The organism is Aeromonas sp. 160P (assembly GCF_055193095.1).
The window spans coordinates 358,795-384,334 of sequence record NZ_JBUXKV010000001.1 but is presented as its reverse complement, the minus strand read 5'-3'; the positions used below and the strand labels follow the sequence as shown (position 1 = coordinate 384,334).

Genomic DNA, 25,540 nt, shown 5'->3' with positions numbered 1-25,540 from the left:
GGCCCGTGGCCGATGTAAACAGCAAGATCCGGCAAAGCAATGTCGCCCGCAGGGGATGGCGCCCCGAGTGGCTGGCACGGCTCGTACTCAGAGGCGGCGGCGATACTCCTTGTCATCTATCTGGTTCATATCCCACTGCATCAGGCGGTTGAGCTGGCTCATGGGATCCTCGATGAGCGCCAGCGGGCGCGGCAGGATCCGCTTGAAGTAACGGCGCAAGGTCTGCTGGATCCGGTTCGGTTTGAGGGGGTTGGTGTGGCTCATGATGGTGTTCCTCTGCTGTGGTTCTCACGTTCGCCAGCAGTATTGAGCTAAAATGAGGAAGTAAAAACTGATGACTTACAGCAACAGGATTTCCTCTTTTATGCCGACCGGTCGCCTCTACCAGCAATTTCAACGACTCGCCCAGCAGCTTGGCAGCGATGAGCGGGAGATCAGTCTCGCCGAGGTGGCGGATCTGCTCTGCTGCACCCCGCGCAACGCCCGTCTGCTGCTGCGGCGGATGCAGGATCAAGGCTGGCTCAGCTGGTCGGCCGAAGCGGGGCGGGGGCGGCGCTCCCGGCTTATCCTGCTCGACAGTCAGGAGAGCCTGACCCGGCGCCGTTTGCGGGATCTGCTCAGTCAGGGCCAGCTGGCGCAGGCGGTGCGGCTGGCCGAAGATCGCCTCGATCTGCTCACCCCGCTGTTGCTCGAACAGCTCGGTCAGGCCACTCGCGAAGGGCGCCAGATCCTGCGGGTGCCTTACTACCGGCCGCTGCCGCAGTTGCTGCCCACCGGCCCGATGCGCCGCTCCGAAATTCACCTGAGCCGCCAGATCTTCAACGGCCTGACCCGGCGAAATGAGGAAAATGGGGAAATCGAAGGGGATCTGGCCCACCACTGGGAGTGTCTGGGCCCCTGCCACTGGCGTTTCTACCTGCGCCCGGCGGTGCGTTTTCACCACGGTCGCGAGCTGGTGGTGGAGGATGTGATGGAGAGTCTGCTGGCCCTGCGGGATCGCCCGCTGTTTGCCCATCTGGAGCGGCTGGAGAGCCCCTGGCCGCGCACTCTGGATCTCTATCTCGACAGCCCGGATCCCTGGCTGCCCCACCTGCTGGCCGAGCCGGTGGCGACCATTTTGCCACGGGAGCTCAAGGGGGAGGCGGGCTTTGCCCTGCAACCGGTGGGCACCGGCCCCTACCGGGTCGCTGCCAACGATCCGTTGCATCTTTGCCTTGCGGCGTTCGACGATTTTTTCGGTTTGCGGGCCCTGCTCGACGAGATCGATATCTGGATGCTGCCGGAATTGGCGGAGCGACTGGAGACCCACCTGCAGCTGGGGCGCGACCGCCCGGAGCTGGGCACCATGCGCGGCGAGTCGGAGCTCGAATCTGGCTGCTACTTCCTGCTGCAGGACGATCGCTCCGGATCCTTGCAGGATCCCGCCTTGCGTCAGTGGCTCGGCCAGCTGTTCAATCCGGTGACCCTGATGGGGCGGGTCGCCCCCGAGTTGCAACGGGGCTGGACCAGCGCTCTCGGCCTGTTGCCCCACTGGCGCGAAGCGCTGCCCGCGCCCTTGCCCACACCGGCGCAGTTGCCGACGAGCCTGGTGCTCGCCTGTTTCAACCAGCATCTGGAGTTCAACGAGTGCGCCAACGCCATGAGCAGCCTGCTGGCCGAACAGGGGATCCGGCTCGAGGTGCGCACCCTCGATTACGGTCGCTGGGTGAGTGGCGAGGATGAAGACGTGGACCTCTGGCTCGGCACCCTCAACCTTGAGCACGCCGGTCCCTTTGCCCCCTACGTCTGGTTGCAGGGTACCCCGCTGCTGCGCAAGGTGTGGGGCAGCCAGCACGAGCTGTGGCAAGGGTTGATGCAGTGGCGGGCCAGCGGTGCCGAGCCTGGCCCTCGCGCCCTGCTGGCCAAGGTGCAGCAGCAGAGCCGGTTTGTGCCGCTGTTTCACCACTGGCTGGAGCTGGAGAGCCGGGTCGGGGTGCACGGGGTGCGGATGACCGCGCTTGGCTGGTTCGATTTTCGCAGCGCCTGGCTGCGGCCCGAGGCGACCAATCAGCCGGCAGCGGCGCCATAGTTCGTCCAATTGCTGCCGCTGCTGACGAGTGCTCCGTGGCCGCTTGCGTGAACGATCCGTAAAATGGCCGCCGTTGCACAGTTTGTGTCACGCCTCTGTGCCATGCTGTTTCAGGTTATGGACAGCAGAGCAAATGAGGAAAACGATGAGCAACAATTCAGACAGTTCCGCAGGAAAATGCCCGGTGATGCACGGGGGAACCACCTCCGTCGAGACGTCCAGAATGGAGTGGTGGCCGAAGAGCCTCAACCTCGACATTCTTCACCAACACGATACCAAGACCAATCCGCTGGGGGCCGGTTTCAACTATCGGCAAGCCTTGAAGGGGCTCGATATGGCGGCTCTCAAGCAGGATGTGACCGCCCTGATGACCGACAGTCAGGATTGGTGGCCAGCTGACTGGGGCCACTACGGCGGCCTGATGATCCGCATGGCCTGGCACTCGGCCGGGACTTACCGCATCGCCGATGGCCGCGGCGGTGGCGGCAGCGGCAACCAGCGTTTCGCCCCCCTCAGCTCCTGGCCGGACAACGCCAACCTCGACAAGGCCCGTCGCCTGCTGTGGCCCATCAAGAAGAAGTACGGCAACAAGATCAGCTGGGCCGATCTGATCATTCTGGCGGGCACTGTGGCCTATGAGTCCATGGGGCTCAAGACCTTCGGTTTCGCCTTTGGCCGCGAGGATATCTGGCACCCGGAGAAGGATATCTACTGGGGCTCGGAAAAAGAGTGGCTGGCGCCCAGCGGCAAGCCGGGCGGTCGCTACTCTGGCGAGCGGGATCTGGAAAACCCGCTGGCGGCGGTGATGATGGGGCTTATCTACGTCAACCCGGAAGGGGTGGATGGCCAGCCCGATCCGCTGAAAACCGCGCAGGATATGCGAGTCACTTTCGTCCGCATGGCGATGGATGACGAAGAGACGGTGGCGCTGACCGCCGGTGGCCACACCGTCGGCAAGGCTCACGGCAACGGCGACGCCAAACAGCTCGGGCCCGAGCCGGAAGGGGCCAGCCTCGAGGAGCAGGGGCTCGGCTGGATCAATCACCACAGCCGCGGCATCGGCCGCAATACTGTGACCAGCGGCATCGAGGGTGCCTGGACCACCCACCCGACCCAATGGGACAACGGCTACTTCGAGCTGCTGTTCAAGTACGACTGGTGGTTGCAAAAATCTCCGGCAGGGGCCCATCAGTGGGAGCCGATCAATATCGCCGAGGCGGATATGCCGGTGGATGTGGAGGACCCGTCGCTCCGCTGCAAGCCGATGATGACGGATGCCGACATGGCGCTCAAATTCGACCCCGCCTATCGCAAGATTGCCGAGCGCTTTCGCGATGACCCGGCAGCCTTCTCCGACGCCTTCGCCCGCGCCTGGTTCAAGCTGACCCACAGGGATATGGGGCCGAAGAGCCGCTATGTCGGCCCCTATGTGCCGACAGAAGATCTGATCTGGCAGGATCCGGTGCCTGCCGGCCGCGTCGACTATGACGTGGCGGCGGTGAAAGCCAGGATTGCCGCCAGTGGCCTCTCTATCAGCGAGCGGGTGAGTACCGCCTGGGATAGCGCCCGCACCTTCCGTGGCTCCGACAAGCGGGGCGGTGCCAACGGCGCCCGCATCCGGCTGGCGCCCCAGAAGGATTGGCCAGGCAACGAACCGGCACAGCTGGCGAAGGTGCTGGCGGTCTATGACAAGCTGGCGGCCGAGTGTGGCGTCAGCATCGCGGATCTCATCGTGCTGGGGGGCAACCTCGCCATCGAGCAGGCTGCGCAGGCCGCCGGGGTGAGGGTGAGCGTGCCGTTTGCGCCGGGCCGGGGCGATGCCACTCAGGCCCAGACCGATGTGGCCTCGTTCGAGGTGCTGGAGCCGCTGGCCGACGGCTTCCGCAACTGGCTCAAGCAGGACTATGTGGTGACGGCGGAGGAGCTACTGCTGGATCGCGCCCAGCTGATGGGGCTCACTGCCTGCGAGATGACAGCGCTGGTCGGCGGGATGCGGGTGCTCGGCACCAACCACGGCGGCACTGGGCACGGGGTCTTTACTGATCGGGTCGGGGTGCTCAGCAACGACTTCTTCGTCAACCTGACCGACATGGGCTACCAGTGGCTGCCGAAAGCGAGCAATCTCTACGAGATCCGCGATCGCCGCAGCGGCGCGCTGAAGTGGACGGCCACCCGGGTGGATCTGGTGTTCGGCTCCAACTCGGTGCTGCGCGCCTATGCCGAGGTCTATGCCCAGGATGACAACCAGGAGAAGTTTGTCTGTGACTTCATCACCGCCTGGAACAAGGTGATGAATGGGGATCGCTTCGATCTGCCGGGCTAACCCCCGAGCCGTTTAGCTAGCTGCACCAGCCCCGCACACCACAGGTGTGCGGGGCTTTTTACTGCCCGCTTTGCTGAGTTGCACCACAACCCGCCGCGCTGCGACATCCGCTGGCCGGTCGTGCAGGGCCGCTGGCATCCCTGTCCTTGGGCCAGCAGTATCATGTAACATGCTGATCCGCTGATGATGCTCGGCGGCCAGCCATTGGCCGCTTAGGTCCCATGAACAGGACAAGGACAAAAACCAAGACAAGGAGTCACCCATGCTGGAAATGCAGATCCAACCCCGCTTTCAAGAGACGGATGCCCTCGGCCATATCAACAATACGGTGCCGGCGGTCTGGTTCGAATCGGCGCGGGATCCCCTGTTCCGGATCTTCTCCCCCGAGCTGGATGTGGATAACTGGCATCTGATCATCGCGGGCTACACGGTGCAGTTCAAACGGGAGCTGTTCTACGGCCAGCCGGTCACCATCAAGACCGGCGTGCGCCGCATCGGCACCAGCTCATTTACGGTCTGGCAGGAGGCCTGGCAGGGCGGCGAACTGGCCGTCACCGCCGAAACGACCCTGATCCATTTTGACTACCGTGCCCGCCAATCCCTGCCCCTGAGCGATGCTCATCGGGAAGGGCTGCGGGCCTGGCTGACAGAGAGTTAACCACGGGCCGGATGGCCCATCACAGGAGTGCTATGTACAACTCAATGCGCAACACAGCGATCGCGCTGACCCTGGGATTCTGCTCCCTCCCTTCTCTGGCCGCTTCTCTCGCCGAGCAGTTTACCCTGATGGAGAAGGGGGCCGAGAACGCCCTCGATACCCGTCAATTCAGCCATGACGGCGTCGATATCAAGGCCTGGATCGATGGCGCCCCCGTCATCATCGCCGTGCCCATCATGAACGAGCTGGGCAAGCTGGAAGGGGAGAGCCGCTACTACTTCAAGGGCGGCAAGCTGTTCGGGGTCAAAGAGCCCGCCGCCCAGTTCGTCTTTGACGACAGCGGCAAGCTGACTCAGTGGCTGGACGAGAAGGGCCAGCCCGCCGAGTTCGTCAGCAAGATGAGCATGCAGCAGCGTCAGGCGTGGCTCACCAAGCGGGCCGCCGAGCTGAGCAAGCTGTTTGTGGTGAGCGCGGCCGAACAGAAGGCTGCCAAGGGGGGCGTCAAGCTGAAGGGGGCGGATCTCGCCCACTGGATCTGCAACGGCAAACTGATGGAGCTCGCCCACGGCGACAAGGTGATCTTCGAGCAGGAGAAGCTGAAGATTGGCGAGCAGGGGATCGAGGGGGAGGTCTCCCTGCGTCAGGATAAGGGATGGCAGGAGCTGAGTCTCAAGTGCGAGGTGCAGGGCACTCAGGTGACCCGTCTCACCTGGCAGCCGCTGCCGGGGGCCAACAAGCCGCAATAAGCGCAACAGCAAGGGGGCCCATCGCGGGCCCCCTTCTCATTCGGCTGGTGGCTCCCCCAGCTTGAGCCGGGTGATCGCCTCGACCCGGCGCCACTCTCCGGGCTCAAACCAGCGAGCCAGCAGCTCCTGCTGCTGTGCGGCCCGGGCCTCGTTCGGCAGTTGTTTTCGCTCTGCCAGATAACCGGTGAGCTGCTCATTGAACCCCTGCCGGTGCTGCTCCAGCTGGCGCATCCGATCCACCGCCTCCGGCCCTCCCGTCTCCAGCAGCAGGGCATCCCGTTTGGCCGGATCCATCTGCTCAAGCCCCTGCAACTCCTTAAGCAGGTGGCTGTTGGCCTCCGCCTCGCGAAACCAGCCCGGCTGCTCTGCCAGCCAGAGATCCAGCTCGCTGGCCAGCTGCGACTTGTCACTGTCTCTGGCCTCTGCCAGCGCCCTGCGGCGCAGGGTCAGCTGCTCCATCAGCCGATCTTCAGCAAACAGCTGCGTCTGCTCAGCCGGGGTGAAGCTCTGCTGGCGCAGCTGCTCCCGCTCGTCAAACAGGATCTGCAGGCTGGCGAGGGAGATCTCGGTGGGCACCGTCAGGCTACTCTGGGCAGAGATAAAGGTGCGATAGCGCGCCTGCAGCGCATCGGCGGCCTCCTGCTCGGGATCGTGTGGTTGGCTCTGGGCATGCTGGCTGGCTTGAGCGGGTGATGAGCCTGCCGTCGGTGCGGTGGGCCAGAGTAGCACCCCGCCGATCAGCAGGGTGATGGCGCAGGGTACGGCGAGCAGTATGCCGCGCTTCATAATCCCAGATCCTTGAGGCGGTTGGCGTGCTGGCGATAGAGGGTGACCGGATCGGTCTCGAGCAGATGGTGGATACCGAACGACTGGTTCACTTCATCCAGATGGTTCATCCGGTAGCCGGTGCCGATCACCTTGCCGAGGTGGCTGCTGCAGACCCCGACCAGCCCGTCATTGGGCTCTTTGAAGAAGGCGCCGGTCAGCGCCAGCGCAGGATCCACCGGATCCAGCAGATTGGTCAGGTTGCCGCTCCCGCTCCAGGAGAAGTAGTAGACGCCGTTGCTGGCCTGCATCGGCCCCTCACCGCAATAGCGGCTGGGCAGCCCCTCCGGGTAGCGCTGGTTGAACTGGCTGGCCCCTTTGCTGGTGAGGGCGTCGAGGGCGGCGACCGGATCTTGCGGTAGCTGGCTGCCGCCCGAGAGCAGTGAAATCATGCCGGATAGCGCATGGGCAGCGGCGGCGGTCAGTTTCTCGGCCGCGCTGCCGGGGGCGGCGTTGGCCCGCACCAGATCGGCAATCTCGGAGCCGTAGTTGACCCCGCCGATGCTGGTGGCGGAGGCGACCAGATTGGGCGCCACCGAGGCGACATAGCGGATGGTGGGGCCGCCGTGGGAGTGGCCGATCAGGTTGACCTTCTCGGCGCCGGTGGCCGCCAGCAGCAGCTCAACCTGAGCGAGCAGCTGTTCGCCCCGTTGCTCCGAACTGGCGGTGGCCGACACCTGGGCCACGTAGACTTTGGCTCCATCTCGGCTCAGGGCCTGGGGAATGCCGTAGAAGTAATCGACCCCGAGCAGCTTGTCGAAGCCGAACAGGCCGTGCACCAGCACTATGGGGTAGCGGGTCTGGGTATATCCGCTGGCGTGTGCCAGCATGGGCAGGGTGCAGAGCAGCACCAGAAGCCATCTCTTCATCATCAGCATCCTTGTTGATTCGTGAGGAACAGATTGTGTGGCGTACTCCATGTTCGCCGGTGCCAGTATGGTGGCTGATTGAAAAACGGGCTGTGAGGGGGATCGCAACTCAGGATTCAAAAGAGATTGTTGCTGGCCTGGCCTGGCCTGGCCTGGCTTAGGCGCGGGCGAGGAGACTGAACTCCCCGCCCTGCGGCTTATTGCCACTCCACCAGGTGATACTGCTTCTTGCCCCGGCGCAGCAGCAGGTAGCGGCCAAACAGCCGATCCGCAGCACTCAGCTGTTCATCCTGCTTGAGCACCCCATTGAGGCTGATGGCCCCCGCTGCCAGCAGTTCGCGGGCGATGCGCTTGGAGTTTGCCAGACCACAGCTGACCAGCAGGGTGACCAGATCGAGCTCGCCGCTGACGGTACTGCTCGGCATGCCATCTTGCGCCAGCTGGGCCAGATCGCTCTCGCCGAGGCGGGCCACGTCGCCGCTAAACAGCAGATCGCTGATGCGCTGCACCGCCGCCAGCGCCGCCTTGCCGTGCACCAGTTCGGTCAGCTCGTTTGCCAACACCTGCTGGGCCTGCTTGCGCCCCTGTCGCTGGGCATCTTCCGCCTCCAGTGCATCAATCTCGCTCAGCGACCTAAAGCTGTAGTAGCGCAGGAAGCGGTAGACATCCTCATCCGCGGTGCCGAGCCAGAACTGGTAGAAGGCGTAAGGGGAGGTGAGCGCCGGATCGAGCCAGACTGCGCCACCTTCGGTCTTACCGAACTTGGTGCCGTCCGCCTTGGTGATAAGGGGCAGGGTCATGCCGTGCACCTGCGTCTGATGGAGGCGACGGGTGAGATCCATGCCACTGGTGATATTGCCCCACTGGTCGTTGCCGCCAATCTGCAGGGTGCAGCCGAGCCGCTGGTGCAGCACCGCAAAGTCGTAGGATTGCAGCAGAGCGTAGGAGAACTCGGTGAACGAGATGCCCTGATCCGGCCGGGCCAGTCGCTGGCGCACCGACTCCCGCGCCAGCATGGCGTTGACCGAGAAGTGCTTGCCGATATCCCGCAGAAAATCGAGGGCGGACATCTGCCCCATCCAGTCGCCATTGTTGACCAGTTGTGGGGCCGACAGGTCGTCATCGGCGGGCAGCAGCGCCTTGATCTGGGCTGACAGGCTGGCGACCCAACCCAGCACGGTATCGGCACTGTTGAGGCTGCGTTCGGTCGCCTTGAAGCTGGGATCGCCGATAAGCCCGGTCGCCCCGCCCACCAGCGCCACCGGGGTGTGGCCCGCCCACTGGAAGCGGCGCAGCATCAAGAGCGGTACCAGATGACCGATATGCAGACTGCCGGCGGTGGGATCGAACCCGCAATAGACGGTACGCGGGGTGGCGAGGTGGTCGGCCAGGGCCGCCGGGTCGGAATTCTGGGCCACCAGGCCGCGCGCGGTCAGCTCATCGAGCAGGTGGGGGTTGATCATGGGTGCTCCAACAGCAGGGGGAAAGCCGTCATCCTCGCCGTTCTGGTCGGTGGCGGATATGTCCCCTGAGGGACAGTTTTACCACTCTCGTGCTAGCATCCAGCCATAGTGGGGAATCGCTCCCCGCCACCGGAAACGAGCCGCCATGACCCAGCCATTCACCACAGATGCCTTGACCCGCAGCATGACCGAGGTGGTCGATGCCCTGCACAGCAGCGCCTTTGCGGCGGCGCTGGTGCGACTGCTCCAGCAGCAGGTGGCGTTTGATTGCGCCCTGCTGCTCGGGGTGGGGCAGCGGCCCGTCTACCTCTACGACAACCTCAACCATCAGCGGGCCTTGCTGTTTGATCGCTACCTCACCAGCCACTTCAGTCAGGATCCCTTTATGCAGGCGCTGGAGCAGGGCTTGCCTGCCGGCGTCTGGACGCTGGCGCAGGTATCGCAAGGGCGGCTCGATCCCGAATATCGCCACCACTTCTATCAGGCTACCGGTTGGCAGGAGGAGGTGGGGCTGATCCTGCCGGTGCGGGACGGACTGACCCTGATGCTGTTTCTCGGCCGCCTCGACAAGCGCAGTACCCTCAGTCGTGACGAGCTGGCACGGCTGGAGCAGCTGTTTCCGCTGGTACATTCGCTGTGTCGTCAGCAGTGGCAGCAGAGCCAGCCGCTGCTGGCCCAGAGCACTGCACTGCCGGACAGCGCCAGCCTCAAGAGTGCGGTGGAGCAGGCGATGGCGAGCGTGGGGGGGGATCGGCTCACCCGGCGCGAGCGGCAGGTGGCGGGGTTGCTGCTGCAGGGGCTGGATACCGAGGCGATTGCCGCGGAGCTCGGGATTGGCAGCGGCACGGTGAAGAATCACCGCAAGCATCTCTATGGCAAGTTGCGGCTCGGCTCGCGGGCCGAGCTGTTCAATCTCTTTCTGAACCACCTCATCACGGCACCCGAGATTGGCAGCGAGCACATTGCTGCAGAGTAAAGGTTGGCACCAGACGGCAAGAGGCCTTATTCGATCAAGGGGGGTGGCGTGCCGACATGGGGTTGGGCATGTACATGTTGGTAGCGGGCTATCAAAGCTTGGTACTCCTTCCCCTGTTGCACTTTTTGTAGCGCCTGTTGCAGACGCGCGACCTGTTGCCGGTCTGCCAGAAGATTAAAAGCGAAGCAGTTCTCCTGTTCTGACAGGATGGCTACCGTGACGAAATTCTCTGATCCAAAGCCCATGTTTTGTGCCTGATAGCGAAGCATCACCTCATTGCCTGCCACCAGATCGGTACGAGCCATGATCAGTTGACGTACCACTTGGTCCATGCGTTCGACAGCCATCATATTGCTCGGGCTAACCCCGCGGCTGAGCAGCAACTGCTCCCCGACATCCGCCTGCATCACGCCGATCTGCAGCTTGGCGAGATCGGCTTTGCTAGCCACTTTGGGGGCATCTTTCTTGCGGCCGACCAGCGCCACCCGCGAGTGGCTGATGGGGCAGACCCAGAGAAAGTGGGGATCCCGCTCCTTGGTGCGGGCAGTGGTAAATAGCACGGCCTCTTGCTGCTGGGTCAGCAGATACCAGCCGCGGGCCCAGGGCAGAAAGTGGATCGGTTGCTCCGGCTCCCCCATTTCGCGCCACATCAGGCGCAGCAACTCGACGGCCAGCCCGGCAGGTTGGCCATTTTTATCCTGACCATTGAGGGGCATATTCTGCTCTGAATAGTAGATAAAGGCCGGAGCCGGGAGCACGACAAAAAGTGTGAGGGCGGCAAGAGCAGAGAGCAGGCGACGCATGATGCACTCCTTGTGCAGAGGGTTACCTAACAGTCTATGTGGCCTTTGCCATAACGTCATGATCCGGTGGCGGGATAAAAAACAGGCCACCTCGCGGTGGCCTGTCGGTCTATTTGAGCAGGGCTTCCATCTCCGCCTCTGCCTTGGCGCGGGCCTTGGCTTCCGCTGCGCTGGCGGCATCGGCGACGCTCTCTCCTGCCGTATGGGATGCGGCACTGACGGCCTGCTGAGCTGGCGCGGCCACAGCCTTGGTGGCTTCCTGGGTCACTGTGGCGGCGCTGCTGACGGCCTGCTGGGCAGGTGCGGCCACTGCTTTGTTCGCCTCCTGCGCTACGGTAGCGGTGGCGCTGCTGACAGCCTGTTTGGTGGGTGCGGCAACAGCCTTGCTCGCTTCCTGCATCATGGTGGCAGTGGCACTGCTGACTGTCTGTTTGACAGGAACGGCCACAGCCTTGGTCACTTCCTGCGTCACGGTGGCCGCGGTGCTGCTGACTGCCGGTTTGGCAGGTGCGGCCACAGCCTTGGTGGCTTCCTGCGTCACGGTGGCTGCTGCGCTGCTGACTGCCTGTTTGGCAGGCGTGGCCACAGCCTTGGTGGCTTCTTGCGTCACAGTTGTGGCGGCGCTGCTGACAGCCTGTTTGGCTGGCGCGGTGACTGCGGTGGTCGCACTGCGGGTCAGGTTGGTCGCGCTCTGGCTCACCGCTTGGGTGGCCTGTACGGTGGCTTGTTTGGTGGCCTGTCCTGTGGCGTTGGCGGCTGCGCCACTGATGGCCTGGCTGGCGCTGTCGGCCAGCGAGCCGGTGACGCCACGGGTAACTGTGCCCAAAGCATTGCCAAGGGAGAAGGGGGATGCGCCGCTCTGGCTGGTTGCGGTTGCGGTTGCGGTTGCAGTTCCGGTCAGGGCATTGGCCGCCGGGGTGAGCTGGCTGGTGGGGGTCTGCCAGCCCTGCATGGCGGTTGGCCAGATCGGCGTGGCAGCGGCCAGATTCTCGCCAAAGGTCTGGGTGGTGCCATCCCCTTTTTGCAGCAGCACTGACATCTGGTTGGTTTGCGAGTTCCACACCATGCCCGCCTGCTTGGCGATATCCGGCACCGGCGCATACTCGGAGAGCACGTAGAAAAGCGGCCCCTCCTGCTGTAACTTGTCGGCGGTCTTGAGCAACTGCATGGTGCTGTCGTAGTTGGGGCCAAGGATGGCGGTCATCCGATCCTTGATCAGGGGTTGTTCGAACAGATTGACCTCGTTCGGGTCAAAGCCGACCAGCGGCTTGAGCAGGGCCCACATCAGCTGGCTGGTGGGGCTCATCATCAGCAGGGGGGCAACGCAGGCGGACAACATCAGGCTCAGGCAGGCCGCCTGAAGCAACGGCATGATACGCATTGGGATAATATCCAAATAACGATTTGATAAATAAGGTTATATTTTGTCAGGAAGTGACAAATTTACCGGAAGTTTGCGGGTGGCAACGAGAGCCTGCCCGCAGGCGCTGGCAGGCTACCATATTGGTTCCACAATGCCAGCAGGCAGTATGATTGTCAGTCAAGTAAACCTCGGGACTGGTCGCTCCATCGAGGGCATCCCGCAACGACACAGGATCTACCCCATGAGAAATCTATTGTTCTGCCTGCTGGCCGCCTTCTGGCTGGCACCTGCATCGGCTACTCCCAAAACCACAGTGGCGGGAGAGGTTGCCAGCCCCGAGCTGGTGTTGCCACTGGGCGATCTGCCAGAGCGGGTCTGCTGGTTTGCGGATCAAAAATATTCTGAAGGGGGGCGGATACTGCAGGGGGATATCTGGCTGGAGTGTGGCCCGCTGAACGATCTCGAGAGTAATGGCCCGCTGGCCTGGCGATCCCCTGCAATGGTGCTGCCTGCCACCCGGGGGGCGAAAGATCAGAAGACGATTTCCGTGGGGCAGTGAGGCTTTTCTTGATCCAGCTAAAGACATGGACGTGATCCCTGTCGCATAATGCAGCTCCTTTCTTCTCTTGGCTGGAACCTAAGAAATGGCTCGTCGCTCTTCCAATGCACAACGTCGTCGCAGTAGCTGGTGGTACAAACGCTTGTTGGCAAGGGAGCGGGAAGAGCGCGAATCGCGTTCCGTCAGGGATTGATACTGCATTGAAAAACGGAGCCTCGTGCTCCGTTTTTGTTGCTGGCAATTTGCCGTCTGGTTATCTTGTCCACCCATCGCATACCCTATTGCCCGATGCCATCGGCAACTATCCAGAGAGCTGAAACCGTGAGAGTCGACGTCGTCTCCTATAACCCTCAATGGCCAGCCCGCTTTGTAGCGGAAGAGGCTCAACTGCGCAGTGCGCTGGATAACTGCTTGCTAGCTGTCCACCACATCGGCAGTACCTCGGTCGTCGGTTTGGCAGCCAAGCCCATCATCGACATCATGCTGGAGGTGTCATCGCTGGAGCGACTCGATGAGCAAAACGGGCAACTGGAGGCGCTGGGCTATGAGGCGATGGGGGAGTGCGGGATTGCGCGCCGCCGCTATTTTCGCAAGGGGGGTGGTGAGAGAACCCACCAGATCCACGCCTTCTTGCAAGGGGATGACCATGTACGTCGGCATCTGGCCTTTCGTGACTATCTAAGGGCCTACCCGGCGGTATGCCGGGAATACGCCGAGTTGAAGCAGGCGGTAGCCGCTAGCTGTCAGCACGATATCGAGCGCTACTGTGCGGGCAAGAATACCTTTGTGAAAGAGCACGAGGCGAACGCGCTGCGTTGGCAGGCCGGACAGGATCCTGCTCTCTGAGCGAGCTTGCATGCAACAGAAAACGGGGGCCGAAAGGCCCCCGTTTTGTTTTGCTGTCTTTTACCTGTCAGATCATGGCCTAGCGTTGCAGCGCGGCCAGTGCCAGTTCGATCCGCTTGGCGTACTCGGGGTCGGCCTGCTCGAAGTGCTTGAGCTGGGCCGCGACGATGGCGTCATCTTCCACATTGATGAGGGAGCGCGCCAGGTTGGCGGCGAGCCGTGAACGCTGCTCCTCGTCCATGATGCGAAACAGCTTGCCCGGCTGGCTGTAGTAGTCGCTGTCGTAGTCACGAAAATCGTAGTGCAGGGCTGCCCCTTCCAGACTCAGTGCCGGTTCGTGCTGTTCGCTCGGCTGCTGGGTACCGAAACGGTTCGGCTGATAGTTGGGGCTGGTGCCGCCATTGCTGTCTGCCCGCATGGCGCCGTCACGATGGGCGCCATGATGGAACGGGCAGCGCGGGGCGTTGACCGGCAGCAGGCCGTGGTTGACGCCGAGGCGATAGCGCTGGGTGTCACCGTAGGAGAAGAGCCGCCCTTGCAGCATGCGATCCGGCGAGAAGCCGATGCCGGGCACCACGTTGGCCGGGGTAAACGCCGCCTGTTCCACATGGGCGAAGTAGTTGTCCGGGTTCTGGTTAAGCTCCAGTACCCCGACCGGGATCAGCGGGTAGTCGCTGTGCGGCCACACCTTGGTGAGGTCGAACGGGTGGATCTGGTAAGTCTGGGCATCGGCCTCCGGCATTACCTGCACATAGACCTTCCAGCGCGGGAAGTCGCCCTGCTCGATGGCATTGAACAGATCCGCCTGGCTGGTCTCCCGATCCTGACCGACGACATTGGCAGCCTCTTCATCGGTGTAGAAGCTGTGGCCCTGCTCGGTCTTGAAGTGGAACTTGACCCAGAAGCGTTCGTTGGCGTCGTTGATAAAGCTGAAGGTGTGGCTGCCGTAGCCGTTCATCTCCCGCAGGCTCTTGGGAATACCGCGATCGCTGAACAGTATGGTGACCTGATGCAGGGATTCCGGATGGCGGGACCAGAAGTCCCAGGCTGCGGTGGCGCTGCGCAGGTTGGTGCGTGGATCCCGCTTCTGGGTGTGGATGAAGTCGGGGAATTTCAGCGGATCGCGGATGAAAAAGACCGGGGTGTTGTTGCCCACCAGATCCCAGTTGCCCTGCTCGGTGTAGAACTTGAGGGCGAAGCCGCGTACGTCGCGTTCGGCATCGGCGGCCCCCTTCTCACCGGCCACGGTGGAGAAGCGCAGGAAGATCGGGGTCTGCTTGCCGATGGCGTTGAACAGGTCGGCCTTGCTGAACTGGCTAATGTCGTGGGTCACGGTAAAGGTGCCGTAGGCGCCCGAGCCCTTAGCGTGAACCACCCGCTCGGGAATGCGCTCGCGGTCGAAGTGGGCGAGTTTCTCCATCAACCAGATATCCTGCATCAGGATGGGGCCGCGCGGACCGGCGGTGAGGCTGTTGTTGTTGTCGATGACGGGGGCGCCGTTGGCGCTGTGCAGAGTCTTGTCAGTCATGGCTTCTCTCCTTGTTGATATGGGGTCAGCCTACGGATCTGCGCCATGCTCGGCCAATGGGCCTTTCCTCGCCCTTTGATAGGCAAGACAAATGGGTGCGGGTAGGGGGTGTGCAATCGCGCCGGATATTGCATGATGGGGGTTTCGAGAAGGAGCCTCATATGCAGATAGCTATCCGTCATGCCGAACCCGCCGATGCCGCCGCCTTGCGGGATCTCTACGCCATGCCCACTGCCCAGGCGGGCACTTTGCAACTGCCCTATCCCGCCCCGGACGTGTGGCGGAAGCGCTTGGAGAATACCCAGGCGATTTCACTGGTTGCTGAGGTGGACGGGGAGCTGGTGGGCCATTTCGTGCTAGAGGCGGAATCCAGCCCGAGGCGCAAGCATGTGGCTGGTATAGCCATGGGGGTGCGGGATGACTGGGCCGGCAAGGGGGTTGGTTCTGCCCTGATGGCTGCGGCAATGGATCTGGCGGATAGCTGGCTCAATCTGCACCGGATCGAGTTGACCGTCTATGCCGACAATGCAGCGGCGCTGGCGCTCTATCGCAAGTTCGGCTTTGTGGAAGAGGGGCGGGCTCGCGACTATGCCTTCCGCCAGGGGCGTTACGTAGATGCGCTCTATATGGCCAGAGTCGCGGGGAACGCCAGTCGCTAACGGCATGGTCGATTATCAGGCCAGATTGCGCTCGGTGATCCGGGCGCTGGAGCAGAACCCCGAGCTTTGCCTCAGTGAGGCGGCCACTCTCGCTGCGCTCTCCAGCTATCACTTTCATCGGGTCTTTACCGCCGTCACCGGCGAAACCCCGGCCGAGATGCAGCGCCGCCTGCGGCTGGAGCGGGCGGCCCGCTCTCTTTGCTACAGCCGGGATCCGGTGACCGAGATTGCCTTCTCGGCCGGTTTTGCCAGCTCGCAGGCCTTTGCCAAGGCGTTTCGCAAGCAGTTTGCCATGACGCCGGGGGCGCTGCGCCAGCAACCCTCGCTGCTGCAACTGAGCAAGAATGGACACGCCGCCGCCCGCGAGGCTGGTTATGCTGAAAGCTGTTCCGATGAAAGGAGGCAACCGATGAAAACCGAACAGATGGCCCCGCGCACCCTGGCCTATATCCGGGTGACCGGCCCTTATGGCACTGGCTATGAGCCGGTATGCGATCAGCTCTACCAGTGGTCGGCCGAGCAGGGGCTGGCCGAGGGGGAGTGGATCTTTATCTACCACGACAACCCGGAGATCACCGCGCCCCAGCAGTGCCGCACCGATATCTGCGTCACCGTTCCGGCGGGTACCAAAGGCGGCGGTAATGTGGAGATCCAGCCGCTGGCGGGCGGTCGTTATGGCCAGTCACGTTTCACCGTGACCGACCCGGCGCAATATCCCGCGCTCTGGCAGCAGCATGTTGGCGAGATCGTGGCGGCCGGTTACGAATTTGATGATCGACCCTGTTTCGAGCTCTATCACAGCTATGACCCGGCGACCAAGGTCGCGGATGTCAGCTTCTGCTCCAGCCTCAAGGGGTAGGGCGCATAAGGGACAACTGAGCTGTGTTGCGCATAGCGCAGCAACGAGAGAGCCGGACAGTGTCCGGCTCTTTTGCATCTGGCGGTTGGGGGCGCGTTTAGCGCTGGAACCCCTTCTGGGCGAACTTGGGGCGGGCGTTCATGATCTGCTCCACCTGCTCGTCGCTCATCTTGCCGCGCGACAACCCCAGCACCTTGTAGGTGAGCAGCGGTCGGGCGGGCAGGGCGATCATCAGGGCACGGATCTGGTTCTCGTCATCCTTCTCCCGTACCGGCTTGCCGTAGGCGTAGGTGAGGACACCGGCATCCATCAGGTTTTTGACGGCGGGCTCGGTGATCGGCAAGTTTATGACGCTTTTACGCTGCAGCACGAACTCGCGCAGTACTGCCTTCTCGTTGAAGTCGAGGAAGCCGATCATCTGGGTCAGCTGGTCCTGCTGACGACGCGCCTGCCACTCCTCACAGGCCCACTCCCAGGCGATCAAAAAGCCCTGACTGCAGAAGTAGGAGATGGCGATCAGCATGCCGACTCCCAGCCAGGCCGCGTGATCCGCAGCCCACTGGCTCACGGCCCCTTTCATCAGCCCGGCCGGAAACAGCAAGATGATGCTGCAGCAGAGCAACAACCAGACCATCAGCCAGTTGAGGCGGTTCAGTTGATAGAAATGTTGGATCCACCGTTTCATCGTTCATCCTTCCCAAACTGTTGTGGATAGTGAACTACCTACAGCAAGCGGTGTGCCAACAGCGCAATTTGGAGGGGAGTGCGGTGGGCCGGGTTACATTCCCTTACAACTCAGTCAGTGAGTGATGAATTGTTTGTCTTGTGAACGGGCTGCCGCGTTGCTAAAAAGCCCCCTCAGTCATTGGGGAGTAGCAACCCGCCTGCATTGCGGGCCGGGCCCATGTCAACACTCTTGGATCCTCGCATCCATGGCATGGGCGGCGATAGGCACTATCGCTCTGCAAGACCTTTGGCCTCGATATGCACGCCAGCCGGGCGAGCCATGTCGGGTCCATTGGTTATTCTGCTCGCCTGGCGGTATCCATTATGTTGATTACCCTGCTGTTATTTCTCGTCTCTGCGGTCACCATCTACCTTGCCTGCGAATACTTCGTCAACGGCATCGAGTGGACCGGCCACCACCTCAAACTCTCCCAAAGTGCCACCGGCTCGCTGCTTGCGGCACTGGGTACGGCGCTGCCCGAGTGCATCGTCACCCTCACTGCCCTGCTGATGGGCAACACGGCAGCCCAGCAGGAGATCGGCATTGGCGCCGCCCTCGGCGGGCCGCTGGTGCTGGCGACCATCGGCTATGCTGCGGTCGGTCTCACCCTGCTGCTTTGCATGGGGCGTACCGAACGGGCCATCGATGGTGAGGTGCAGCGTGAGATTGGCCGGGATCAGCGCTGGTTTATCGGTATCTTTCTGGTGGCGACCGCGCTGGGGCTGGTCGCCTTTAGCGGCAAGAGCTGGCTGGCCCCGCTGTTTGTGCTGGTCTACCTCGTCTATGTGCGGCGCGAGTTGAAGCAGAGCGACAGCCACGAGGTCGAGCTGCCGGAGCCCCTCAAGCTGGCCCCCGATGCCGGGATCCCGCCCCTTGGCAAGGTGCTGCTGCAGACGCTGGGTGCGCTGGTGGTGGTGGCGCTGGCGGCCCAGCTGTTTGTTCATCAGCTGGAGAGCATGGGCGAGCTGTTTGGCCTTTCGCCGGTGCTGGCGGCCCTGCTGCTGAGCCCAGTGGCGACCGAGATGCCGGAGCTGATGAACGTGCTGATCTGGGTGCGACAGGGCAAGACCCGGCTGGCCTTGGCCAATATCTCCGGGGCCATGATGATCCAGGGCACCATCCCCAAGGCGTTCTGTCTGCTGTTTACCCCCTGGTTGCTGAGTGGTGCCATGTTGGCCTCGGCGATCGTGACAGTATTGGCGATGGTGTTGCTCTGGTGGGGTTTTCGCCGAGGGGCGATGACGGCTGGTCGTCTGGCACTGATAGGTCTGCTCTATCTGTGCTTCTGCGGCTGGCTGTTAGTGATGTGAGCGGGATGCGAGCGGCGGATCGGTCGGTGCATCAAGGCAGTCACTCTTGGGTGCCCCTGAAGTAGCAACGACACAGCCCGGCAAGAGACGCCTGCCGGGCTGTGGGTCCGGCGGCCCCGCGCCTTAAGTTCCGAGCCGGTTTCAGGTGGGCTGGGGCAGCTGTTGTTGCGAGGTGCGTTGCTGGAACCAGAGCCAGAGGCCGATGGCAAAACCCAGTGCCGACAGGCTCACCACATAGTGGGAAGGTGCCAGCATGTCGTTCTTCATCCAGAGGGTCACCGCCATCGGGGTGAGGCCGCCGAAGATGGCGTAGGCCACGTTGTAGGAGAACGACAAGCCGGAGAAGCGCACCACCGGTGGGAAGGCGTTGACCATCACGTAAGGCACGGCGCCGACAATCCCGACCGCAAAGCCCGCCAGCATGTAGAGCGGCACCAGCTGGCTCGTGCCTGCCGCCAGACCGTGATAGAAGGCGTAGCTGGAGCCTGCCAGCAGCAGGGAACCGAGCATGAAGGTGATACCGCTGCCCAGCAGGTCGATCAGTCGGCCATAGATGATGCAGCCGAGGGTCAGGGCGACGATCGCCAGCGAGTTGGCGGTCAGGGCGTCAGCCGGGCTGATGCCATAGACCTTCTGCAGATAGGTGGGGGTCATCAGGATCACCACCACGATCCCGGCGGAGAGCAGCCAGGTGAGCAGCATGGAGACCACCACGCTGCTCTTGTGATTGCGCAGCACCGTTTTGAGGGGCAGCTCGTCGGCCAGGGTCTTGTTGGCTTTCATCTCGGCGAAGACCGGGGTCTCGTGCAACCAGCGACGCAGGTACATGGCAACGATTCCGAAGATACCGCCCAGCAGGAAGGGCACTCGCCAGCCCCACTCGCTCACTTCGGCAGGGGTCAGGCTCTTGTTGACCGCAGTGGCGATCAGGGAGCCGAGCAGGATGCCGGCCGTCAATCCCGCCGTGAGCGTGCCGCAGGCGACCCCGACCCGACGGGCAGGGACGTGCTCGGCGACAAATACCCAGGCACCCGGCACTTCACCGCCGATGGCAGCGCCTTGCAGGATACGCAGTCCCAGCAGGGCGATGGGGGCGCCGATGCCGAGCACCGCATAGGTGGGCAACAGACCGATCAACAGGGTCGGCAGCGCCATCATGATGATGCTGAGGGTGAACATCCGCTTGCGACCGATGAGATCGCCAAAGTGGGCCATGATGATGCCGCCGAGCGGGCGGGCCAGATAACCGGCGGCGAAGATGCCGAAGGTCTGGAACTGGCGCAGCCACTCGGGAATGTCGGCCGGGAAGAACAGCTCGCCGATAACCACGGCGAAGAAGACGAAGATGATGAAGTCGTAAAACTCCAGTGCACCGCCGAGGGCGGCCAGACTCAGAGTCTTGTAATCCTGTCGATTGAGGGGGCGGGCGTGATCGTGTTGTTGTGCGGTTGTGCTCATATCCGTATGTTTCCCATCGGTTTTTTTAGTTATTGTCAGCCCGCGCAAGGGGCATATATAGGTGTTCGAGAGTATGCTGCCAGCCTCTTGTGTGTAAATCGCGCAATTCGCAACACTGTCTTGCATCTTTTTGGGGCAATCCGAATGCCCCGTTGGCGGAGGAATGATGGAAAAGAAACGGGTACTGCTCTCCTGGAGCAGCGGCAAGGATTGCGCATGGGCACTGCATCAGTTGCGGCAAGATCCCGCCATCGAGGTGGTGGGGCTGTTTACCACCCTCAATCAGGCATTCGAGCGGGTGGCGATGCACGGCGTGCGCAAGCAGTTGCTGACCGAGCAGGCCGCTTGTGTCGGGCTGCCCCTCATCACTATCGATCTGCCCTGGCCCTGCAGCAACGAGGATTACGCCCGCATCATGACCGGCTTTATTGCCGATGTGGTGGCACAGGGGATCCGCCACATGGCGTTTGGCGATCTGTTCCTTGAAGATGTGCGCGCCTACCGTGAACAGCAGCTGGCAGGCACCGGCATCGAGCCGCTGTTCCCGCTGTGGGGCAGCAATACCGGTGAACTGGCGCCGCAGATGATGGCTGCTGGCTTGAAGGCGCGGATCAGTGCCCTCGATCCGAACAAGCTGGATGCCAGTCTGGGGGGTCACGATTTTGACGAGGCGCTGCTGGCGGCGCTGCCGGAGGGAGTCGACCCGTGCGGTGAGAACGGCGAGTTTCACACTCTGGCCTATGATGGCCCCATGTTCGCCCGTCCGCTCGGCATTCGGGTTGGTGAAACCGTGCTGCGCGACGGCTTTGTCTTTACCGATCTGTTGCCAATCAAAGATTAATTATCAGGCGTCAAATGCTCCCTTTTGCAGGAGCATTCACAGATTTGAGGGGCGGGATGGGGGCACTATTGGCCCCCTCTTTTGCTTGAAGATGACAACCTGCCTTATGAAACACTTCTCTCGTCCGGCGCTGCTTGCCTCCTTGCTGGCTGCCGCCCTCGCTCTGCCTGCCGTGGCAGGTCAAGCCACAACCGTTCAGCCGATCCCTGCCGGTGTCACCACCGTCACTCTGGCCCAGCAGGCGCCGATCCACTGGGTCTCGGTGGCGCAGATTGCCAAGAGTCTGGATGGTCTGCCCCCGATGGCGGTCGGTTTTGACATCGACGATACCCTGCTCTTCTCCAGCCCCGGTTTTTATCGCGGCAAGCAGGAGTTCTCGCCCAACGACGAGAGCTATCTGAAGAACCCGGCCTTCTGGGAGAAGATGAACAACGGCTGGGATGCGTTCAGCATGCCGAAAGAGGTGGGCAAGGCGCTCATCGCCATGCACCTCAAGCGCGGTGACCATATCTATTTCGTCACCGGTCGCTCGGCTACCAAGACTGAAACCGTGAGCCAGACCCTGCAGCAGACCATGAATATTCCGGCCGACCAGCTCAATCCGGTGATCTTCGCCGGTGATCAGCCGGGCCAGAACACCAAGGTGCAGTGGCTCAAGGATAAGCAGATGAAGCTCTTCTACGGCGATGCCGACGGGGATATCAAGGCGGCGCAGGAGATCGGCATTCGCGGCATTCGGCTGCTGCGGGCTGCCAACTCCAGCTACCGGCCGCTGCCGCTGGCAGGGGCATTGGGGGAAGAGGTGATCATCAACTCCCAGTTCTGAGCCACAGCGGATCCATGTAATAAGGGCGGGGCCATTGGCACCCGCCCTTCTGCTTTTAAGGAGCCATGCAAAGGCGTGGCGCCTTGGTCAGCTCACGGTATCAGTCAGCCCACGGCATCTCGGGTAGGCTGTCGAGGAACTCGCCGTAGCGGGTCAGATTGAAGGGGCCTTGATCGGCCTCCATCGCCATCAGCTCGGCCCCGAGGGCGCAGGCGATATACTGCAGCGCCTCTGCCCGTGGCGTGCCCTTCATCACCAGCCGCATCAGGGTCGCCTTCACATGGGGCGGGTGACCATCGTTGAGCTGGTTCTCCACCATCTCCAGCAGCGTCTCTTCGTCAAAAAATTCCTGAGTGTCGTTCATGGGCTACCCACAACAGTAAATGTGGCGGCCAGTATAGCCCTAACCGCCTCCACTCCCTGCACAATCAGGCAATAAACTGCCCGCGGTGCGTGGCGGTTAGGTTCGGCAAATCAGCCCGAACAGGGTGTAGCGATCGCGCTGGTTAACGCGGCAGTAACGGATGCCGGCGGGCAGCGCCTGCTGCAGGGTGATGGCGCTGTGCTGATAGTGGCAGACCAGATAGAGCGGGCGCAGGCTGCCGTCAAGCTGGCTCCAGTAGTGGGTCTCATCGTTGTCGCCGTTATCCGGTTTGAGCTGGGCCTGATCAGCGGGATCCCCGTCGAACAGGGCGAGGTTGTCGAGCCGCAGGCTGAGGGAGTCGCGCTGCTCGCCGTTGGCGTTGCGGGTAACGGCTTGCCAGCCCTGCTGCGGGGCGAGCAGTTGCTGGCTAACCTCGATGGCGGGCGGGCAATCAAATTGCAGGCTGGCGGCAAGGGCCAGGGTGGTCAGTAACATGATCTCGGATCTCTCTTCATTCCATCAATCCCGTGCCCATGCTATGTCACCTGCTACTGAACAGCTTCATCATTTTGTCCAGTAGATCAAGCTGTTGTGGTGGCTGTCTCATGGACTCAGCCTCCCGCTCCAGCAACGCCTGCTGCTCCTGCTGGCGGGCGCTCAGTACCCGATAGAGGGGCTCGACCAGCGACTCGCGCTGCATCACCAGTTCCTGAAACATTCCTTGATTAATGCGATAGGTTTCCACGGTAGCAAGTGCCCGTACCGTGAAGGAGCTGGGCTCGCCAGTCAGCAGGCTCAGCTCGCCAAAGAAATCACCAGCCCCCAACGAACCCAGTTTCAGCTCTCGCCCCTCGACGTTGATCAGCATCTCCGCCTCCCCCTTGACCAGTACGAACAACCAGCCTGAGATCTCCCCCTGTTCCAGCATGATGTCGCCGCTGACGAAGGGGGCGAACTTCACCTGATCGGCCAGCTGGAGCAACTCGTTCTCCTGCAACATGGCAAACAGCGGCAGTTTGCGCAGGGTGTCGGTACGCTCGGCGGTGTGGCGTTTGTGGCGGGCATCGAGGTGCTGCTTCTCCTTGGCCATAAAGACGTTGAAGATCGGCGGGGTGAGGCGACGATCGTTGCGGCGCAGGGCGGCATCAATGAGGCTGCGCACCATGGAGTCGGTCGGATCGTCGCGAGCCAGATCGGTCAGCCAGTAGCGCACTGCATAGCGGGCAATGCCCCCCTCGACGTTCATCAACAGGCAGTCCGGTTGCGGATGCTTGGCGACACAGGGGAGCTTGGTCTCCCGCAGGGATTTCTCGATCAGCGCGATGATCTGGGTCGGCAGGGTATCCAGGGTCAGATCGAACCAGACCCAGCGCCGCCACTGCAAGGGTTCGCCCTGACGGCGGCCGAGCACGGTGAAGCGCTGCTTGAGCAGATGGCTGTTGGGGATGACTACGGTTTCCCAGTTGCGGGTCTCGATGGTGGTGGCACGCCAGTTGATCTCCACCACCCGGCCCTGAGTGGTATCTACCTGCAGCCAGTCACCGATGGCGATGGAGTTGTCGAGCTGAATGGAGACCCCGGCCAGCAGGTTGCCCAGCGTGTCCTGCATGGCGAAGGCGATGACGGCGGTGATCACCGCCGAGGTGGTGACTATCTCCCCCAGCGCCATCCCGGAAGCATAGAGACGAAACAGCCCCCAGCCGATGTAGCCGATGGTGATGACAATATCGGCGATGATCCGCGGGATCCGCACATGGCAGAGGGGGAGCAGAAACTCGAACAGCAGGATCCCCCACACCTTGACCAATATCAGACCGGCCAGCAGGGTGGAGATCTCGATCAGCAATTGATGGGGCAGCGGCAGTTTGAACCAGCCCCCTTCCAGCTGGATAAGCAGGATCATCACCGCGCTTATCATCACGAAACTGAGCTCGGAGAGCAGCTCCCGGCGCTGGCCCGGACGACGCCAGAGGTGGATCAGCATCAGTGACAGGGTGAACAGAGTCCAGAATGGGTGCTCCATGATCCAGATGATGGCAGGTAGTACCGTGAGGTTATCGCCAGACATAGCAGCCCCTTCTTGTGGTTTACCACCAGCATAGTTGCTGTAGCGAGGGGAAATGGTGCGTTGGTACAGCAATTTATTTATCCTGTGCAGAACCAGGCAAAGGAGTGCGATTTAGTGTCAATTTCAAAGAAAATCATCTGGTTGGTGGCATTGTTGCCACTGGCTGGCTGTGACCTGTTAGTGGATAAGTATCGGGTTGAGTTCAGGGATGGCTCCTGGCGCGAGATTGCCATCACCCCCTTCTCCAGCGAAGCGCGCTGGCGCGAGGGGTGTGCCACCGGCGAGGTGCTGAGCGATATGAAAGTGCCGATCAAACGCGGTGACAAGGTCAATGGCCGGGAGCAGTTGCTGATCGGCGGCGAGAAGTTCGAGCTGGATGACAACAACCTCTACCGCAGCAACGGCATGGTGTTTGGCCAATCCCCGGATCATATCCAGCGAGGGCTCAAGGGAATGGATATATGCCGAACTATGCGCCCCGAGCGGGGTGGCTTGCCCAAGCTCAAGGCGCGCGGTTTCGGCGACTGACTAGCTCCGGCTTAACCTTTGGCTGTCAGCCCACAGCGCTGGCGGCAGGCATCACCAAAGGCTTGAAAGATCTTGATGGAGTGGGGGTTTTCACTGGCTTTCCACTCCGGATGCCACTGCACTGCCAGCAGAAAGGGGGAGAGTGTGGGAGCATGCAGAGCCTCGATCAGCCCATCTTCGGCGTGGGCCAGCGGCTCCAGCCCGCTACCCAGTCGATCAATCCCCTGTCCATGCAGGGAGTTCACCGCAATCCGCTCAGCCCCCATCAGCTCGGCAAACCAGCTGCTCGGCAGCAGCTCAATCTGATGGCTCGGCCCATACTGCTCGTCAACCGGATCGTCGGCATCCTCCCGGTGATCGTCATAGCCCGGCTCGTTGTAGACCTTCTGATGAATATCGCCGCCCAGTGCTACGTTGATCTCTTGCATGCCACGACAAATCCCGAGGATCGGCAACCCCTGCGCAATCGCTGCATTGATCAGTGACAGGTCAAACAGGTCGCGATCCCGATCCTGCTGTTTTTCCGGGGTGAGGTTCTCTTGCCCATAGAGGCCCGGGTCTATGTTGGAACCGGCACCGCTCAGATAGACACCATCGGCCAGATCCAGATATTGCTGCAGATCGGCGGTGCTGCAGCAGGTGGGTACCAGCAACGGGATGCAGTCACTGATCTCCACCAGCGGCATGATGTATTTGTGGGTCATCACCTGATAGGCGTGGCCGTTGCGGGGTTGGGCCCCCATGGTCATCAGCACCACAGGTTTACGGTTGGATGGGGGGAGGGGATTTGGCATAGGGCACCTTGATTATCCTTGGCGTTGAAGTCTCATCCTGCGCCTTGGGCAGGCCCTTGCATATGCAGTGGGCAAGGGC

General features: G+C 62.1%; 26 protein-coding genes and 1 riboswitch. Of the genes, 13 read left to right on the top strand and 13 right to left on the bottom strand.

The window, feature by feature from the left end:
• Positions 1-87: 87 nt before the first annotated feature.
• Positions 88-264 carry a hypothetical protein gene (locus ACY8FN_RS01855; RefSeq protein WP_139691121.1) on the bottom strand — a complete coding sequence of 59 codons (177 nt, stop codon included), beginning with the start codon at positions 262-264 and terminating at the stop codon, positions 88-90.
• A 100-nt stretch (positions 265-364) separates the two neighbouring features.
• Between ACY8FN_RS01855 and sgrR the strand changes: the two genes are divergently transcribed.
• The 4 genes from sgrR (at position 365) to ACY8FN_RS01835 (ending at position 5,795) form a co-directional block, all read left to right on the top strand.
• Positions 365-2,068, top strand: coding sequence for an HTH-type transcriptional regulator SgrR (gene sgrR, locus ACY8FN_RS01850; RefSeq protein ID WP_463099088.1), 1,704 nt, complete (start codon positions 365-367; stop codon positions 2,066-2,068).
• Positions 2,069-2,213: 145 nt separating this feature from the next.
• Positions 2,214-4,391, top strand: coding sequence for a catalase/peroxidase HPI (katG, locus tag ACY8FN_RS01845; protein WP_463099087.1), 2,178 nt, complete (start codon positions 2,214-2,216; stop codon positions 4,389-4,391).
• Positions 4,392-4,653: 262 nt separating this feature from the next.
• Positions 4,654-5,049 (top strand): acyl-CoA thioesterase, encoded by a 396-nt coding sequence (locus ACY8FN_RS01840; protein ID WP_447954715.1) that lies wholly within the window; start codon positions 4,654-4,656, stop codon positions 5,047-5,049.
• Between the two features lie 44 nt (positions 5,050-5,093).
• Positions 5,094-5,795, top strand: coding sequence for a hypothetical protein (locus ACY8FN_RS01835; protein ID WP_463101118.1), 702 nt, complete (start codon positions 5,094-5,096; stop codon positions 5,793-5,795).
• 36 nt (positions 5,796-5,831) lie between these two features.
• Here ACY8FN_RS01835 and ACY8FN_RS01830 read toward each other — a convergent pair whose 3' ends face one another.
• The 3 genes from ACY8FN_RS01830 to tyrS form a co-directional block, all read right to left on the bottom strand.
• Positions 5,832-6,581, bottom strand: a complete 750-nt coding sequence (locus ACY8FN_RS01830; RefSeq protein WP_463099086.1) for a lipase secretion chaperone — start codon at positions 6,579-6,581, stop codon at positions 5,832-5,834.
• Positions 6,578-7,489, bottom strand: a complete 912-nt coding sequence (locus ACY8FN_RS01825) for a lipase family alpha/beta hydrolase (RefSeq protein WP_463099085.1) — start codon at positions 7,487-7,489, stop codon at positions 6,578-6,580. Before ACY8FN_RS01825 ends, ACY8FN_RS01830 begins: the two co-directional genes overlap by 4 nt.
• Positions 7,490-7,686: 197 nt before the next feature.
• A complete protein-coding gene (tyrS, locus tag ACY8FN_RS01820; RefSeq protein WP_463099084.1) occupies positions 7,687-8,952 on the bottom strand; it encodes a tyrosine--tRNA ligase in 1,266 nt (421 codons plus the stop codon).
• A gap of 145 nt (positions 8,953-9,097) precedes the next feature.
• Between tyrS and ACY8FN_RS01815 the strand changes: the two genes are divergently transcribed.
• Entirely contained in the window at positions 9,098-9,928 is an 831-nt protein-coding gene (locus tag ACY8FN_RS01815; RefSeq protein WP_463099083.1) for a LuxR C-terminal-related transcriptional regulator, read from the top strand.
• A gap of 26 nt (positions 9,929-9,954) precedes the next feature.
• Here the strand turns inward: ACY8FN_RS01815 and ACY8FN_RS01810 are convergent, their stop codons facing one another.
• Entirely contained in the window at positions 9,955-10,731 is a 777-nt protein-coding gene (locus tag ACY8FN_RS01810) for a substrate-binding periplasmic protein (protein WP_139691127.1), read from the bottom strand.
• 109 nt (positions 10,732-10,840) lie between these two features.
• Entirely contained in the window at positions 10,841-12,112 is a 1,272-nt protein-coding gene (locus ACY8FN_RS01805) for a hypothetical protein (protein WP_463099082.1), read from the bottom strand.
• 223 nt (positions 12,113-12,335) lie between these two features.
• Between ACY8FN_RS01805 and ACY8FN_RS01800 the strand changes: the two genes are divergently transcribed.
• Both ACY8FN_RS01800 and ACY8FN_RS01795 read left to right on the top strand, forming a co-directional pair.
• On the top strand, positions 12,336-12,653 hold the full coding sequence (locus tag ACY8FN_RS01800; protein WP_463099081.1) for a DUF1496 domain-containing protein: 318 nt from the start codon (positions 12,336-12,338) through the stop codon (positions 12,651-12,653).
• 321 nt (positions 12,654-12,974) lie between these two features.
• The gene (locus tag ACY8FN_RS01795; protein WP_463099080.1) at positions 12,975-13,499 is read left to right on the top strand and encodes a GrpB family protein; all 525 of its coding nucleotides are present in this window, start codon (positions 12,975-12,977) and stop codon (positions 13,497-13,499) included.
• Between the two features lie 79 nt (positions 13,500-13,578).
• On the opposite strand, the gene ACY8FN_RS01790 is transcribed toward ACY8FN_RS01795, so the two are convergent.
• On the bottom strand, positions 13,579-15,027 hold the full coding sequence (locus ACY8FN_RS01790) for a catalase (protein WP_463099079.1): 1,449 nt from the start codon (positions 15,025-15,027) through the stop codon (positions 13,579-13,581).
• Between the two features lie 161 nt (positions 15,028-15,188).
• On the opposite strand from ACY8FN_RS01790, the gene ACY8FN_RS01785 reads away from it, so the two are divergent.
• Complete coding sequence (locus ACY8FN_RS01785) at positions 15,189-15,686, top strand: GNAT family N-acetyltransferase (protein ID WP_463099078.1); 498 nt, start codon at positions 15,189-15,191, stop codon at positions 15,684-15,686.
• Positions 15,687-15,690: 4 nt separating this feature from the next.
• Positions 15,691-16,545, top strand: coding sequence for an AraC family transcriptional regulator (locus ACY8FN_RS01780; protein ID WP_463101117.1), 855 nt, complete (start codon positions 15,691-15,693; stop codon positions 16,543-16,545).
• A gap of 97 nt (positions 16,546-16,642) precedes the next feature.
• Here ACY8FN_RS01780 and ACY8FN_RS01775 read toward each other — a convergent pair whose 3' ends face one another.
• Positions 16,643-17,230 carry a superinfection exclusion B family protein gene (locus tag ACY8FN_RS01775; protein WP_101323428.1) on the bottom strand — a complete coding sequence of 196 codons (588 nt, stop codon included), beginning with the start codon at positions 17,228-17,230 and terminating at the stop codon, positions 16,643-16,645.
• A 170-nt stretch (positions 17,231-17,400) separates the two neighbouring features.
• Positions 17,401-17,508, top strand: a riboswitch (yybP-ykoY riboswitch).
• An 87-nt stretch (positions 17,509-17,595) separates the two neighbouring features.
• Between ACY8FN_RS01775 and ACY8FN_RS01770 the strand changes: the two genes are divergently transcribed.
• A complete protein-coding gene (locus ACY8FN_RS01770) occupies positions 17,596-18,582 on the top strand; it encodes a sodium:calcium antiporter (RefSeq protein ID WP_463099077.1) in 987 nt (328 codons plus the stop codon).
• A 141-nt stretch (positions 18,583-18,723) separates the two neighbouring features.
• On the opposite strand, the gene ACY8FN_RS01765 is transcribed toward ACY8FN_RS01770, so the two are convergent.
• A complete protein-coding gene (locus tag ACY8FN_RS01765; RefSeq protein ID WP_463099076.1) occupies positions 18,724-20,040 on the bottom strand; it encodes an MFS transporter in 1,317 nt (438 codons plus the stop codon).
• 166 nt (positions 20,041-20,206) lie between these two features.
• On the opposite strand from ACY8FN_RS01765, the gene ACY8FN_RS01760 reads away from it, so the two are divergent.
• A complete protein-coding gene (locus ACY8FN_RS01760) occupies positions 20,207-20,881 on the top strand; it encodes a Dph6-related ATP pyrophosphatase (protein ID WP_463101116.1) in 675 nt (224 codons plus the stop codon).
• 106 nt (positions 20,882-20,987) lie between these two features.
• Positions 20,988-21,707 (top strand): acid phosphatase AphA, encoded by a 720-nt coding sequence (aphA, locus tag ACY8FN_RS01755; RefSeq protein WP_463099075.1) that lies wholly within the window; start codon positions 20,988-20,990, stop codon positions 21,705-21,707.
• 100 nt (positions 21,708-21,807) lie between these two features.
• Here aphA and ACY8FN_RS01750 read toward each other — a convergent pair whose 3' ends face one another.
• The 3 genes from ACY8FN_RS01750 to ACY8FN_RS01740 all read right to left on the bottom strand — a co-directional run bounded on the left by ACY8FN_RS01750 (position 21,808) and on the right by ACY8FN_RS01740 (position 24,139).
• Positions 21,808-22,071 (bottom strand): hypothetical protein, encoded by a 264-nt coding sequence (locus ACY8FN_RS01750; RefSeq protein WP_042024501.1) that lies wholly within the window; start codon positions 22,069-22,071, stop codon positions 21,808-21,810.
• A 96-nt stretch (positions 22,072-22,167) separates the two neighbouring features.
• Positions 22,168-22,566, bottom strand: coding sequence for an STY0301 family protein (locus ACY8FN_RS01745; RefSeq protein ID WP_463099074.1), 399 nt, complete (start codon positions 22,564-22,566; stop codon positions 22,168-22,170).
• Positions 22,567-22,612: 46 nt separating this feature from the next.
• Positions 22,613-24,139 (bottom strand): mechanosensitive ion channel domain-containing protein, encoded by a 1,527-nt coding sequence (locus tag ACY8FN_RS01740; RefSeq protein ID WP_463099073.1) that lies wholly within the window; start codon positions 24,137-24,139, stop codon positions 22,613-22,615.
• Positions 24,140-24,253: 114 nt separating this feature from the next.
• Between ACY8FN_RS01740 and ACY8FN_RS01735 the strand changes: the two genes are divergently transcribed.
• Complete coding sequence (locus tag ACY8FN_RS01735; RefSeq protein ID WP_068978657.1) at positions 24,254-24,667, top strand: hypothetical protein; 414 nt, start codon at positions 24,254-24,256, stop codon at positions 24,665-24,667.
• Between the two features lie 11 nt (positions 24,668-24,678).
• Here the strand turns inward: ACY8FN_RS01735 and ACY8FN_RS01730 are convergent, their stop codons facing one another.
• Positions 24,679-25,461 (bottom strand): gamma-glutamyl-gamma-aminobutyrate hydrolase family protein, encoded by a 783-nt coding sequence (locus ACY8FN_RS01730; RefSeq protein WP_463099072.1) that lies wholly within the window; start codon positions 25,459-25,461, stop codon positions 24,679-24,681.
• Between the last annotated feature and the right edge of the window lie 79 nt (positions 25,462-25,540).

What these genes read in the sequence shown, in the direction of transcription:
- ACY8FN_RS01740 (WP_463099073.1), bottom strand. Translation starts at nt 24,139, where the DNA reads ATGTCTGGCGATAACCTCACGGTACTACCTGCCATCATCTGGATCATG.
- ACY8FN_RS01810 (WP_139691127.1), bottom strand. Translation starts at nt 10,731, where the DNA reads ATGCGTCGCCTGCTCTCTGCTCTTGCCGCCCTCACACTTTTTGTCGTG.
- ACY8FN_RS01750 (WP_042024501.1), bottom strand. Translation starts at nt 22,071, where the DNA reads ATGAACGACACTCAGGAATTTTTTGACGAAGAGACGCTGCTGGAGATG.
- ACY8FN_RS01760 (WP_463101116.1), top strand. Translation starts at nt 20,207, where the DNA reads ATGGAAAAGAAACGGGTACTGCTCTCCTGGAGCAGCGGCAAGGATTGC.
- ACY8FN_RS01765 (WP_463099076.1), bottom strand. Translation starts at nt 20,040, where the DNA reads ATGAGCACAACCGCACAACAACACGATCACGCCCGCCCCCTCAATCGA.
- ACY8FN_RS01770 (WP_463099077.1), top strand. Translation starts at nt 17,596, where the DNA reads ATGTTGATTACCCTGCTGTTATTTCTCGTCTCTGCGGTCACCATCTAC.
- ACY8FN_RS01825 (WP_463099085.1), bottom strand. Translation starts at nt 7,489, where the DNA reads ATGAAGAGATGGCTTCTGGTGCTGCTCTGCACCCTGCCCATGCTGGCA.
- ACY8FN_RS01805 (WP_463099082.1), bottom strand. Translation starts at nt 12,112, where the DNA reads ATGCGTATCATGCCGTTGCTTCAGGCGGCCTGCCTGAGCCTGATGTTG.
- ACY8FN_RS01780 (WP_463101117.1), top strand. Translation starts at nt 15,691, where the DNA reads ATGGTCGATTATCAGGCCAGATTGCGCTCGGTGATCCGGGCGCTGGAG.
- ACY8FN_RS01835 (WP_463101118.1), top strand. Translation starts at nt 5,094, where the DNA reads ATGCGCAACACAGCGATCGCGCTGACCCTGGGATTCTGCTCCCTCCCT.
- ACY8FN_RS01785 (WP_463099078.1), top strand. Translation starts at nt 15,189, where the DNA reads ATGCAGATAGCTATCCGTCATGCCGAACCCGCCGATGCCGCCGCCTTG.
- katG (WP_463099087.1), top strand. Translation starts at nt 2,214, where the DNA reads ATGAGCAACAATTCAGACAGTTCCGCAGGAAAATGCCCGGTGATGCAC.
- ACY8FN_RS01775 (WP_101323428.1), bottom strand. Translation starts at nt 17,230, where the DNA reads ATGAAACGGTGGATCCAACATTTCTATCAACTGAACCGCCTCAACTGG.
- tyrS (WP_463099084.1), bottom strand. Translation starts at nt 8,952, where the DNA reads ATGATCAACCCCCACCTGCTCGATGAGCTGACCGCGCGCGGCCTGGTG.
- ACY8FN_RS01855 (WP_139691121.1), bottom strand. Translation starts at nt 264, where the DNA reads ATGAGCCACACCAACCCCCTCAAACCGAACCGGATCCAGCAGACCTTG.
- ACY8FN_RS01745 (WP_463099074.1), bottom strand. Translation starts at nt 22,566, where the DNA reads ATGTTACTGACCACCCTGGCCCTTGCCGCCAGCCTGCAATTTGATTGC.
- ACY8FN_RS01840 (WP_447954715.1), top strand. Translation starts at nt 4,654, where the DNA reads ATGCTGGAAATGCAGATCCAACCCCGCTTTCAAGAGACGGATGCCCTC.
- ACY8FN_RS01790 (WP_463099079.1), bottom strand. Translation starts at nt 15,027, where the DNA reads ATGACTGACAAGACTCTGCACAGCGCCAACGGCGCCCCCGTCATCGAC.
- aphA (WP_463099075.1), top strand. Translation starts at nt 20,988, where the DNA reads ATGAAACACTTCTCTCGTCCGGCGCTGCTTGCCTCCTTGCTGGCTGCC.
- ACY8FN_RS01815 (WP_463099083.1), top strand. Translation starts at nt 9,098, where the DNA reads ATGACCCAGCCATTCACCACAGATGCCTTGACCCGCAGCATGACCGAG.
- ACY8FN_RS01830 (WP_463099086.1), bottom strand. Translation starts at nt 6,581, where the DNA reads ATGAAGCGCGGCATACTGCTCGCCGTACCCTGCGCCATCACCCTGCTG.
- ACY8FN_RS01730 (WP_463099072.1), bottom strand. Translation starts at nt 25,461, where the DNA reads ATGCCAAATCCCCTCCCCCCATCCAACCGTAAACCTGTGGTGCTGATG.
- sgrR (WP_463099088.1), top strand. Translation starts at nt 365, where the DNA reads ATGCCGACCGGTCGCCTCTACCAGCAATTTCAACGACTCGCCCAGCAG.
- ACY8FN_RS01800 (WP_463099081.1), top strand. Translation starts at nt 12,336, where the DNA reads ATGAGAAATCTATTGTTCTGCCTGCTGGCCGCCTTCTGGCTGGCACCT.